Source organism: Paractinoplanes durhamensis (assembly GCF_016862175.1).
Taxonomy (GTDB): Bacteria; Actinomycetota; Actinomycetes; order Mycobacteriales; family Micromonosporaceae; genus Actinoplanes; species Actinoplanes durhamensis.
Map to the genome: position 1 here is coordinate 77,985 of NZ_BOML01000010.1, position 12,097 is coordinate 90,081.

Consider the following 12,097-nt stretch of genomic DNA (forward strand, 5'->3'; position numbering starts at 1 on the left):
CTGGCGAGATATCGGCTGCACCCGTTCTGCTCTTCGTCGTCCCTAGCTTGAGACTTGGCCCGCACCATCCTCATCCTCCGCCAAGGACGACAATGCCCTTCGCCGTTTCGCTGCGCTTCAAGCCCCGCCGGTCCTTGATCCTGTTGGTGGTCATCTCGGTCGCCCTGGCTGCCACCATGGTGCTGCTGGCCCGGCAGGCCGAGGCCGCGATCACCGATCCGTTCACCGGCCGGTTCCAGGCCAACACCAACGGAGCGATCATCCTGCGCGGCAACGCCAACCTGGTCTGCTCGACCAGCGACTCGGGGTGCACCACCGCCCTGAACGGCACGGCGACCGGCGACGCGTTGGACAACAACGCGTACGCCATGAAGAACTACGACACCGACAGCGACTCGACCACGTTCAACGAGAGCTCGGCGACGATCACCCTGCCGTCCGGCGGCACGGTGCTCTTCGCCGGCCTCTACTGGAGTGCCGACCCGACCGCCGGCACCAACGGCTCGGCCGCGCCCAGCTCGGCCAACACCAACAAGGTCCTGCTGCGGACCCCCGCGGGCCCGACCACCTGGAACAACATCACCGCCGAGAAGACCTTCACCAACACCGGGATCAACGCGTACCAGGGCTTCAAGGACGTCACGCCGCTGGTCTCCGGGGCCGGCAGCGGTGTCTACAGTGTCGCGAACATCCAGTCCGGCACCGGCAAGGACCGGTACGCGGGCTGGGCACTGGTGATCGCCTACCGCGACGCCTCGCTGCCGATGCACAGCCTGCGCGTCTACGACGGTTTCGGCGTGGTCAAGGACGGCTCCACCCAGGTGGACATCGCGGTCTCCGGCTTCCAGACCCCGCACACCGGCACCGTCGGGGCGACCGTCGGCACCGTCGTCTTCGAGGGCGACCGCGGCAAGACCGGCGACTCCCTGCAGATCGGCACCGCCTCGAGGACGCTGGCCTCGGTGTCCGATGCCAAGAACCCGGCGACCAACTTCTTCAACAGCACGGTCAGCCAGGACGGCGCCTCGGTCACCGGCCGCACCCCGAACAACGACAACCTGATGGGCGTCGACATCGACCGGTTCGACGCGACCGGCAAGCTCGGCAACGACGAGACCAGCGCGACCCTGCGCCTGACCACCGGCGGCGAGACCTTCTACCCCGGCGTCGTCACCTTCACCACCGACCTCTACGCCCCGAACGTCGTCGTCACGCCGAGCAGCTCCGACCTCAACGGCGGCGACCTGCTGCCCGGCGACATCGTCGAGTACCGGGTCGACGTGCGCAACGACGGCACCGACACCGCCAACGGCGTCACCCTCGCCGACGTCATCCCGACCGGCACCACGTACGTCCCCGGCACGCTGACCGTCGCGGGTGCCTCGGTCACCGACGCCGCCGACTCCGACGACGGCAAGCTGGCCGGCAGCACCGCGACGTTCACCGTGGGCAACCTGGCGCCCGCCGCCACCAAGCAGGTCACTTTCCGGGTACGCGTCAACACCGGCACCGCGCCCGGCACGGCGATCGTGAACACCGCGAACGCCAACTACACCGCGGCCTTCACCGGTGGCGCCGGCACCAGCACCGGAAGCTCCTCGATGACCGTGCAGCAGCCGCACGCCAACCTGGAGGCCGCGCTGACCGTCGCGCCCACCGTGGTGCAGCGCGCCGCCTCGCCGAACGCGGTCACCTACACCGCGACCGTCAAGAACAACGGCACCGACCTGGAGCCCGCCCCCAAGCTGGTGCTCACCCTGCCGGCCGGCGTCACCCCCGGCACCCTGCCGAGCGGCTGCACCGCCTCCGGCCAGGTCGTGACCTGCACCCGCCCGGCCCTGGCCACCAACACCACGGACAGCGTGCTCATCCCGGCGACCGCGGCGAGCAGCGCCGCCGCGCACCCGGTCGCCTCGCTCACGGTCAGCGGCACCGGCCTGGACTCGGACTCGACAAACAACACCGCCACCGCCACCCTCGCGGTCAACTCGGCCCCGGTCGCGGTCGACGACACCGCGCCGGGCACCACGAACGCCACCCCGGTCACCATCGACGTGAAGGCCAACGACCACGACGATGACGACGCGAACTCCGCGCTCGTCGTGCAGATCGACCAGGCCCCGGCGCACGGTCGGGTGGTCGTCAACGCGGACGGCACCGTCACCTACACCCCGCGGTCCACCTGGGACGGTGTCGACACCTTCACCTACAAGCTCCTCGACGGCCACGGCGGCATCAGCTCGACCGCGACCGTGTCGGTGACCACCGCGAACGCCGCCCCGGTCGCCAACACCGACTACTACAGCACCCCGGCCGGCACCGCGATCATCGTGACGCCGAAGGACAACGACACCGAACCGAACGGCCAGACGATGCACCTGGTGTCGGTCGGCCAGCCGCAGTCCGGCGCGGGCCCCACCACGATCAGCGGTGACCAGATCACCTACACCCCGCTGATGGGCTTCAACGGCACCGCCGACTTCACCTACGTGGTCGAGGACAGCGAGGGTGCCCAGTCCACCGGCACCGTGCACATCACCGTGGCGGACGCCGCCCCGGTCGCGGCCGACGACACCGCCACCGTCGCCTACCTCGACGACGTGACGATCGACGTGCTCGCCAACGACGCCGACGACAACAACGACCCGCTGACCATCACCGGCGTCAGCACCCCCGTCAACGGCGGCACCGCGACCGTCACCAGCGGCAAGATCGCCTACCAGGCGCCGGCCGGCTTCTCCGGCAAGGACACCTTCACCTACACGATCAGCGACGGGCAGCCGGGCGGCACCGCGACCGGTACGGTCACCGTGACCGTCGGCAACGCCCGGCCGACCGCCGGCCCGGTGACGGTGTCGACCGGCACCAACGCCGCCGCCGTGATCGACGTGCTGGCCCACGCCAGTGACCCGAACACCACCGACACGCTCACCGTCACCGGCGTCAGCACGCCGGCGCACGGCACCGTGGTGTCCAACCCGGACGGCACGCTCACCTACACCCCGGCCACCGGCTACGCCGGCACCGACAGCTTCACCTACACGGTCAGCGACGGGCACCCGGGCGGAAGCGCCACCAACACGGTCAGCATGACCGTCGACAACGCCAAGCCGGTCGCCGGCGCCGACGCGGTCACCGTGCCGGCCAACGTGGCCTCCACCGTCGCGGTGCTGACCAACGACCACGACGCGAACACCGCCGACACGCTCACCGTCACGATCGACGTGCAGCCGGCCCACGGCACCGCCACGGTCAACTCGGACGGCACCGTGACCTACACGCCGACCGCCGGCTACATCGGCACCGACACGTTCCACTACCAGGTCAGCGACGGGAACCCGGGTGGCACCGACGGCGCGAGCGTCTCGCTCAGCGTGGTCAACTCGGCGCCGACCGCCCGGCGGGACTCGGACTCGACCGACACCGACACCCCGGTGACGCTGTCGGTGCTGACCAACGACACCGACCCGAACGGCGACACGCTGAGCGTCATCACCGCCACCCAGCCGGCCAACGGCAAGGTCGTCGTCAACGCGAACAACACGATCACATACACCTCGGCCGCCGGCTTCTGCGGCACCGACACCTTCACCTACACCGCGGCCGACCCGTCCAGCGCGACCGCCACCGCCGTAGTCACGATCACCGTGCGCAACGCGGCGCCGATCGCGGTCGACGACACCTTCGTGGTCCGGCCCGGCGTCACCGCCACCCTCGACGTCCTCGCCAACGACACCGACCCGAACACCCGCCAGGTGCGCAGTGTCGCCTCGGTCGGCAGCGCGTCGCGCGGCACGGTCACCCTGAACTCGGACGGGACGGTCACCTACCGGACGACCGCGACCAGCGGCACCGACAGCTTCACCTACGTGCTCACCGACGACATGGGCCTGACCGACACCGCCACCGCGACCATCACGATCGACGCCGCGCCGGTCACCACGGACGACTCGGTGGTGACCGCCGCGGGCACCGCGGCGACCATCCCGGTCGTGGCCAACGACACCGACCCCGAGGGCGAGGCGCTGACCCTGGTGTCGGCGAGCACCCCGAGCCACGGCACCGCGACGGTCTCGGCCGCCGACGGCAAGATCGTCTACACCCCGGCGGCCGGCTGGTTCGGCGTCGACACGTTCAGCTACCAGATCCGGGACACCGCCGGTAACACCGCGACCGGCACGGTCACCGTCAACGTGGCCCCGCCCGCGGCCGACGCCACCGCCGCCGTCCTGACCGGCAACTCGGTCGACATCACCGTCGTGACCGACAGCCGGCTGACGCTCAGCGGCGTGGGCACGCCGGCGCACGGCACCGCCACGATCGTCGACGGCAAGGTCCGCTACACCCCGGACGCCGGCTACACCGGCACCGACACGTTCACCTACACGGTGACCGACAGCGACGGCGACACCGCCACGGCGACCGTCACGGTCACCGTCTCGGACGGCGCGCCGGTCGCGCTGGCCGACAAGCGGACCACGGCGTACGAGAAGCCGATCACCATCAAGGTGCTCGACAACGACCTGGACCCGAACGGCGGGCTGGCGGTCACCGCGGTGAGCAAGCCGGACCACGGCACCGTCACCTTCACCGGCACCCAGGTGGTCTACACCCCGCCGACCGGCTTCTCCGGCACGGCCACCTTCACCTACACCGCGACCGACGCGGACGGGCGCAAGGCCGAGGCCACCGTCACGGTCGTCGTGGGTGACCCGCCGGTGGTGCCGGACAAGACCGCCACCGCCAAGCCCGGCACCGCGGTGCGGATCACCCTGCCGACGGTGGATCGCAACGGCGCCGCGGTGACGGTCACCGCGGTGGGCGCGGCCAAGCACGGCACGGTCAAGCTCAACGCCGACGGCACGGTCACCTACACCCCGAACAAGGGCTACGCGGGCACCGACACCTTCACCTACCAGGTGGTCGACGCGGACGGCAACATCGCCTCGGCATCGGTCAGCGTCACCGTGGCCGGCGCGAACAAGGCGCCGACCGCCAAGAACGACAAGGTCTCGGTGCCGGCCGGCGGCTCGATCGTGATCAAGCCGCGGGCCAACGACTCGGACGCGGACGGTGACACCACCAAGATCACCAAGATCGGCAAGCCCCAGCACGGTACGGCGGTGCTGAACTCCGACGGCACGGTCACGTACGCCCCGGACGACAGCTACGCGGGCGGCACCGACTCGTTCACCTACACGATCAGCGACGGCCACGGCGGCACCGCCACCGCGACGGTCACCGTCAAGGTGGTCGCGGTCGCCACCAGCGGCGACGCGAGCGGCGGCGGCAAACTGGCGCTGACCGGCGTCAACACGGTCTCGGTCGCGGTCGCCGGCGGCATGATCCTGCTGCTCGGCGCGGCCCTGATCCGGGTCGGCCAGGCCGGCGTCCCGGTCCCGGTCCCGGCCGGCCCCGGCGCCCGTGGCAACGGCCGGCACCGGCCCGGCCGCCACCGCTTCCCCGCCTGACATGCGAGAGGGCGGGCCGCAACAGCGGCCCGCCCTTCACGTAGAACTCATGGACTTAGAAGTCCATGTCACCGCCGCCCGGGGCGCCGGCCGGAGCCGGGTTCTTCTCGGGCTTGTCGGCCACGACGGCCTCGGTGGTGAGGAACAGCGCGGCGATCGACGCGGCGTTCTGCAGCGCCGAACGGGTGACCTTGGCCGGGTCGATGATGCCCGCGGCCAGCAGGTCAACGTACTCGCCGGTCGCGGCGTTGAGGCCGTAACCCGCTTCGAGGTTGCGCACCTTCTCCACCACGACGCCACCCTCGAGGCCGGCGTTCACGGCGATCTGACGCAGCGGGGCGTCGAGCGCGAGCTTCACGATCGTCGCACCGGTCGCCTCGTCGCCGACCAGGTCGAGCTTGTCGAACGCGGTCTTGCCGGCCTGCACGAGCGCGACGCCACCACCGGGGACGATGCCCTCCTCGACGGCCGCCTTCGCGTTGCGAACGGCGTCCTCGATGCGGTGCTTGCGCTCCTTGAGCTCGACCTCGGTGGCCGCGCCGACCTTGATGACCGCAACGCCGCCGGCCAGCTTGGCCAGGCGCTCCTGCAGCTTCTCGCGGTCGTAGTCGGAGTCCGACTTCTCGATCTCGGCGCGGATCTGGTTGACCCGGCCCTGGATCTGCTCGGCGTTGCCGCCACCGTCGACGATGGTGGTCTCGTCCTTGGTGATGACGATCTTGCGAGCGGTGCCGACCAGGCTCAGGTCGGCGTTGTCCAGCTTGAGGCCGACCTCTTCGCTGATGACGGCGCCACCGGTCAGGATGGCGATGTCCTCCAGCATGGCCTTGCGGCGGTCACCGAAGCCCGGGGCCTTGACGGCGACGGACTTGAAGGTGCCACGGACCTTGTTGACCACCAGGGTCGCCAGGGCCTCGCCCTCGACGTCCTCGGCGATGATGACCAGCGGCTTGCCGCTCTGCATGACCTTCTCGAGGACCGGGAGCAGGTCCTTGACCGCGGAGATCTTGCTGTTCGCGATGAGGATGTAGGGGTCGTCGAAGACGGCCTCCATACGCTCGGCGTCGGTCATGAAGTACGCCGAGATGTAGCCCTTGTCGAAGCGCATACCCTCGGTGAGCTCGAGCTCGAGACCGAAGGTGTTGCTCTCCTCGACGGTGATGACGCCTTCCTTGCCGACCTTGTCCATCGCCTCGGCGATGATCTCGCCGACCGTGGAGTCACCGGCGGAGATGGAGGCGGTGGAGGCGATCTGCTCCTTGGTCTCCACGTCCTTGGCGAGCTGCTGCAGCGCCTCGGAAACGCTGGCCACGGCAGCCTCGATGCCCCGCTTGAGGGCCATCGGGTTGGCGCCGGCGGCAACGTTACGCAGGCCCTCGCGGACCAGAGCCTGGGCGAGGACGGTCGCCGTCGTCGTGCCGTCACCGGCCACGTCGTCGGTCTTCTTGGCGACCTCCTTGACCAGCTCGGCGCCGATCTTCTCGAAGGTGCCCTCGAGCTCGATCTCCTTGGCGATGGAGACACCATCGTTGGTGATCGTGGGCGCGCCCCACTTCTTTTCCAGCACGACGTTGCGGCCACGGGGGCCGAGCGTCACCTTGACGGCGTCGGCGAGCTGGTTCATACCACTCTCGAGGCCGCGACGAGCTTCCTCGTCGAATGCGATGATCTTGGCCATTCGGCTGTGTCCTCCTGGACATTCGCGGTGCCGGGCCCGATGGCCCCGCATTCCCGCACGTTGCGAGATCTGCGGACGTCACCACCTGGCGATGTGACGTCCTCAGGCCGAGCCGGAAAGCCCGCGACGACCGGCCCCGTGCCGCGGCGACGATGGCGACGCCGTGACCGAGACCCAACCGCCCCGACCTGCTTGGCACTCACGAGTCCGGAGTGCCAATCACCTGTTTAGCACTCCCGGGGGTCGAGTGCAAGGAAACGCCACCTTGCGAGCGGGCCGCCGCAGGCTCAGTCGAGCTCGGGTGCGGACAGCTCGGCGTAGAGAGATCTGCTGGTCACCGGGCCCTCGGCGCGGCGGCCCTGGCAGTAGGCCACCAGCGCGGCGATCGCCCAGAGCAGAACGGTGGCCACCGCCACCACCGTCGAGGCGAACCCGCCCCAGGCCGCGTCGACCACCCGGGGCAGCACGGTGACCGCCAGGGACGCGACGATCAGGCCGCCCAGCGGCGCCAGCGAGACCAGATGCACCGCGCGGCGCCGGCCGTGCCCACGCTCGAACAGCACGACGCAGCCGAGGACGCCGGTGAAGGTGAGCACCCCGGTGGAGAGCACGGTGAGCCCGACGGCGAGCGGCGCCGCCACCGCCGGGCCGAGCCGGTCGGCGGTGAGGAGCAGCGGCAGCGCCTGGGTGATCACGCCGAAGACGGCGAACCACAGCCAGAGGGCGCGCAGCCGATAACCCACCAGACGCCACACCGCGGCCGGCCGGGGCGTCGCGCCCAGGGTGGCCCGGTAGACCGCGACGGCGACGACGCCGGCCAGCGAGATCACCAGGGGCAGGGCGGAGACCGTGAAATAGGCGAGCCACATCAGCGGGAGCAACAGCAGGCCGAACCCGCCGAGCAGGTCGAGCAGCGCCGGGGCGGCGATCACGGTGTCGTCCACCCGGCCGACGAAGAAGTGCATCGGGATCGCGGCCAGCAGGCCCACCGGCAGCAACGGCAGCGCGGAACCGGTCAGCAGGCCGCGGAACCGGTCGAACCACCCGCGCAGGCCGGAACCAGACGGTGGGACCAGCGGGTCGAACTCGTCGGCGACCGGGCCGATCGGGCCGCCCGGGCGCGGCAGCTCGGCCGTCCGGGACTCCGGGTCGAACGGATCGGCGCTCTCGACCACCACGTCACCGACGAGGTGGAGGACATCCTCTCCGCGCTCCATCGACACACTTTGCCCCAGGCAGGGCGGGAACCGCCACCCCCGTCCGGTAACCGGCAAGAGGTTGCCGGAGCCGCGGAAGCAGGGTAGGGAAGACAGCGTGGAGAGCTGGCGGGTGCACCGGGTCGCGGCCGAGGAGGCGGCCCGGATGCGGGCGCTGCGCCTGGAAATGCTGGCCGACAGCCCGCTCGCCTTCCTGGAGACGGTGGCCACCGCGGCCGCGCGCCCGCACGAGGCGTACCGGCAGCGGATCGCCCAGGCCGAGCGGGGCTGCCGGCTGGCCCAGTTCGTGGCCGACCCGGGCGGCCGGTCCCGGTTGATCGGGCACGCCGGCGGCACGGTCCTGCCGGACGACCCGGACGAGACGGTGATCTTCGCGGTCTACGTGACCCCCGCCCACCGGGGCGGCAAGGTGCTGGCCGAGCTGGTCGAGGCGGTCGCCGCCTGGTCCCGGTCCTGCGGGCGGGACCGGCTGATGCTCGAGGTGGTGTCGGGCAACGACCGGGCCGTCCGGGCGTACGAGAAGCTCGGTTTCGAGGACACCGGCGAGCGGGTGCCGCACCCGGTGCTGCCGGCCCTCACCGAGCTGCGGATGCGCCGGCGGATCTGATGGGTCCCCGGGCGCACACGGTCCTCACCGCGGTCAACGGCACCACCGGGCTGGGCCTGCTGATCGCGCTGGCCGGCGGGGCGCGGATCCGTCGTGGCCGGGACGGGGTGCTGGTCGCCGAGGGCTACCGCCGGCGGCTGCCGCCCGCGACCTGCTTCACGGTCGGCTCGGTGGTCATGTGCCGGCGCAGCGCCGAGTGGCTGCTGGCCGAGGAGCGGTCGGCCCTGTTCGCGCACGAGAGCCACCACCGCGGGCAGTACGCGGTGCTCGGCCCGCTGTTCTGGCCGGCCTACTGGGCCGCGTGCGGCTGGTCCTGGGCGGCCACCGGGTCGTGGGGCGCGCGGAACTTCTTCGAGAAGCGGGCCGGCCTGCACGCCGGCGGCTATCCCACCGACCTGCCGATACGGCCGCTCCTGAAAAAGCCGTTCAAAAAAAATCCTTAAAGGTCCCGCTGCCAGTGGATCGCCGACTCCACCACCCGGAAGCCCATCTCCCGATTGATCCGCAGCATGTGCTCGTTGGTCGTGGCGTTGAAGGTGTCGATCACCTCGAGGCCCGGGTGGAGCGTCCGGGCGTACGCCAGGTTGGCCAGCTTGACCAGCAGGCCGAGCCGGTGGCCGCGGTGCCCGGAGGCGACCAGCGTGACGTTCTGCCAGGCGTGCGGCCCGCGGTCGGCGGCGCAGTTGATCGTGGTCCACGCGACCAGCCGGTCACCGTGCAGTGCTCCGGTGTGGAAGGTGACCCGGCCGCGCCGGATCCGGCCCTCCTCGGTGGCGCGCACCCGGTCGGCGTCGACCTTCTCCGGCTCCCAGTCGAGGTCACCCGTCGGCGTCTCGGCCATGAAGCTCGAGTCCAGGGCGGCGACGTCGTCGATGACCTCCTCCGGTGGCACGCCGCTCCACTGGATCAGGCGATAGCCGTCGGCCGTCGCCCACGCGGCGGCCAGCATCTCGTCGTAGCGGGCCTGGTCGGCCTCGCCCAGGTCGAGCCGGCTGCGCAGCTCCTCGAGGGCGGCCTTGGCGCCCACGGCGGCGGCGAAGGCCACACTCGACGGGCTCCGGACCGACTGGGTGAGCAGCCGCACCCGGCCGGTGGCCCGGGCGCGCTCGACGGCCACCTCCCAGAGCGCACGGCCCACCCCGCGCCGCCGGAACGACGGCGACACCTTCAGCTCCACCATCACGTTGCCGAGGTTGTCCGCCTGCGGGTAGGCCAGCTCGAGGTGGCCGGCCGGCTCGGCGTCGAAGCGCGCCAGGAAGTGCTCGGCGGTGTGCCCGGCGGGCGGGGTGGCGAGCCGGGCCGCGAAGACCTCGCGGGTGTGCAGCGGCACGTCGGGCTGGTCGTGCTCGCTGCTGGCCCGGTCAATCCCGTAGGCGTCGTCGGGCGACTCGAGTGGACCGATAGAGACGGACATGGCCGCCACCCTGCCGGGTGGCGGCCATTATTGCTAACGAATTTGGTCGGGAGGACGAACGCACAGCGCCTCCGGCACTGGGTCGTTGGGCACCCTCGGAGATTGTCGCCAAGCTCGAAGGTGAGGGGCCTCGTACGGCGTCGGCCCTCCCGCAGAGAGCATCTTGCCGACGCTGAGATCGGTGCGCAAGTCCTCTGCGGATGGAATCTTCAACTTAAGGCAGAGATGCGATTACCGACAGTTATCCGAGCAGGCCCGCCTCACGGGCCCCGCGGAGCGACGGCTTGATGTTGTGGGTGGGTCCGACCAGACCCGCGACCGCGTCCAGCGTCTTGAGACCCTCGCCGGTGTTGTAGACGACCGTCTCCTTCTCCGGGTCGAGCTTGCCGCTCGCGACGAGCTTCTTGAGCACGGCCACCGTGGTGCCGCCGGCCGTCTCGGCGAAGATGCCGGTCGTCTCGGCGAGCAGCCGGATGCCGTCGCGGATCTCGTCGTCGTCGGCGTAGTCCATCCAGCCGCCGGTGCGCCGGACGGCCTCGATCGCGTACGCCCCGGCGGCCGGGTCGCCGATGTTCAGCGACTTGGCGATGCCGGTCGGCTTCACCGGGACGATCTCGTCGGTCCCCTTGTGCAGCGCTGTCGCGATCGGGTTGCAGCCGGCCGACTGGGCGCCGAACACGGTCCAGCCACCCTCGGGCGCGGTGGCCAGGCCGATCTCGACCAGCTCGGAGAAGGCCTTGTCCACCTTGGTGAGCAGCTCGCCGGAGGCCATCGGGATGAGGACCTGGGCCGGGATGCGCCAGCCGAGCTGTTCGGCGACCTCGTAGCCCAGGGTCTTGGAGCCCTCGGCGTAGAACGGGCGCACGTTCACGTTGACGAACGCGGTGTCCTCGAACTCGTCGGTCTCGACCAGCTCGCCGCAGAGGCGGTTGACGTCGTCGTACGACCCTTCGATGGCGACCAGGTCACCGCCGTACACCGCGGTGGTAATGATCTTGCCGGGCTCCAGGTCATACGGGATGAAGACGATGCTGGGCGTGCCGACCCGGGCCGCGTGGGCGGCGACCGAGTTGGCCAGGTTGCCGGTCGAGGCGCAGGCGAAGCGGGTGAAGCCGAGGCCGCGGGCGGCGGTGAGCGCCACCGAGACGACCCGGTCCTTGAACGAGTGGGTCGGGTTGGCCGAGTCGTCCTTGACGTAGAGCGGGGCACGCAGGCCGACCGCGGCGGCCAGGGCGGGCGCGCTGACCAGCGGGGTCAGGCCGGGGTCGAGGCTGACCCGGGTGGCCGGGTCCTGACCGGCGGGCAGCAGGCCGGCGTAGCGCCAGATGTTCGGCGGGCCGGCCTCGATCTGCGCACGGGTTACCCGCGCGAGGGCGTCCTGGTCGTAGGCCACCTCGAGCGGGCCGAAACACTCGAAACACGCGTGCTGCGCGACCAGGGGGTATTCGGCCCCACAGGCGCGGCAGACGAGGCCACGGGCCGGCGATTTGAAGGAGGTGCTGCCGATAGAACTGGGGGTGCTGACGACAGACGTCATGGAGGCCTTCCCTCTCATCTTTCCCCGGCGGCAATCTGCCGCAGCGAGGACGGAATTAGCACCTGCCGCGCGCGGCCTCTTCTTCGAGACTGCGCGGTGGTTGCCGGGGCTTCATCGGGCCGTTCCCTCTGCCCCTCTGGATGAGGTATTCAGTTGTGTTTCCAACACCTTAC

At 70.7% G+C, this 12,097-nt stretch carries 7 protein-coding genes and 1 riboswitch; of the genes, 3 read left to right on the forward strand and 4 right to left on the reverse strand.

All coding sequences use genetic code 11. The features are described from left to right. The first annotated feature begins 92 nt into the window (after positions 1–92). Complete coding sequence (locus Adu01nite_RS05515; protein WP_203725413.1) at positions 93–5,471, forward strand: beta strand repeat-containing protein; 5,379 nt, start codon at positions 93–95, stop codon at positions 5,469–5,471. Positions 5,472–5,526: 55 nt separating this feature from the next. Here Adu01nite_RS05515 and groL read toward each other — a convergent pair whose 3' ends face one another. Continuing rightward, a complete protein-coding gene (gene groL / locus Adu01nite_RS05520; RefSeq protein WP_203725414.1) occupies positions 5,527–7,149 on the reverse strand; it encodes a chaperonin GroEL in 1,623 nt (540 codons plus the stop codon). Between the two features lie 287 nt (positions 7,150–7,436). Then, positions 7,437–8,366, reverse strand: a complete 930-nt coding sequence (locus tag Adu01nite_RS05525; RefSeq protein WP_203725415.1) for a hypothetical protein — start codon at positions 8,364–8,366, stop codon at positions 7,437–7,439. A 145-nt stretch (positions 8,367–8,511) separates the two neighbouring features. Here Adu01nite_RS05525 and Adu01nite_RS05530 point away from each other — a divergent pair, with 145 nt between their 5' ends. Together Adu01nite_RS05530 and Adu01nite_RS05535 are read left to right on the forward strand one after the other, a co-directional pair. After that, positions 8,512–8,973, forward strand: coding sequence for a GNAT family N-acetyltransferase (locus Adu01nite_RS05530; protein WP_203725459.1), 462 nt, complete (start codon positions 8,512–8,514; stop codon positions 8,971–8,973). After that, a complete protein-coding gene (locus Adu01nite_RS05535; protein WP_203725416.1) occupies positions 8,973–9,416 on the forward strand; it encodes a hypothetical protein in 444 nt (147 codons plus the stop codon). Before Adu01nite_RS05530 ends, Adu01nite_RS05535 begins: the two co-directional genes overlap by 1 nt. Here Adu01nite_RS05535 and Adu01nite_RS05540 read toward each other — a convergent pair. Continuing rightward, positions 9,413–10,387 carry a GNAT family N-acetyltransferase gene (locus Adu01nite_RS05540; RefSeq protein WP_203725417.1) on the reverse strand — a complete coding sequence of 325 codons (975 nt, stop codon included), beginning with the start codon at positions 10,385–10,387 and terminating at the stop codon, positions 9,413–9,415. The two genes, Adu01nite_RS05535 and Adu01nite_RS05540, sit on opposite strands and share 4 nt — an antisense overlap. A gap of 241 nt (positions 10,388–10,628) precedes the next feature. Beyond that, positions 10,629–11,924 (reverse strand): threonine synthase, encoded by a 1,296-nt coding sequence (gene thrC / locus Adu01nite_RS05545; RefSeq protein ID WP_203725418.1) that lies wholly within the window; start codon positions 11,922–11,924, stop codon positions 10,629–10,631. An 11-nt stretch (positions 11,925–11,935) separates the two neighbouring features. Beyond that, positions 11,936–12,071: riboswitch (SAM riboswitch) on the reverse strand. Positions 12,072–12,097 lie beyond the last annotated feature (26 nt).

What these genes read in the sequence shown, in the direction of transcription:
- thrC (WP_203725418.1), bottom strand. Translation starts at nt 11,924, where the DNA reads ATGACGTCTGTCGTCAGCACCCCCAGTTCTATCGGCAGCACCTCCTTC.
- groL (WP_203725414.1), bottom strand. Translation starts at nt 7,149, where the DNA reads ATGGCCAAGATCATCGCATTCGACGAGGAAGCTCGTCGCGGCCTCGAG.
- Adu01nite_RS05530 (WP_203725459.1), top strand. Translation starts at nt 8,512, where the DNA reads ATGCGGGCGCTGCGCCTGGAAATGCTGGCCGACAGCCCGCTCGCCTTC.
- Adu01nite_RS05535 (WP_203725416.1), top strand. Translation starts at nt 8,973, where the DNA reads ATGGGTCCCCGGGCGCACACGGTCCTCACCGCGGTCAACGGCACCACC.
- Adu01nite_RS05540 (WP_203725417.1), bottom strand. Translation starts at nt 10,387, where the DNA reads ATGTCCGTCTCTATCGGTCCACTCGAGTCGCCCGACGACGCCTACGGG.
- Adu01nite_RS05525 (WP_203725415.1), bottom strand. Translation starts at nt 8,366, where the DNA reads ATGGAGCGCGGAGAGGATGTCCTCCACCTCGTCGGTGACGTGGTGGTC.
- Adu01nite_RS05515 (WP_203725413.1), top strand. Translation starts at nt 93, where the DNA reads ATGCCCTTCGCCGTTTCGCTGCGCTTCAAGCCCCGCCGGTCCTTGATC.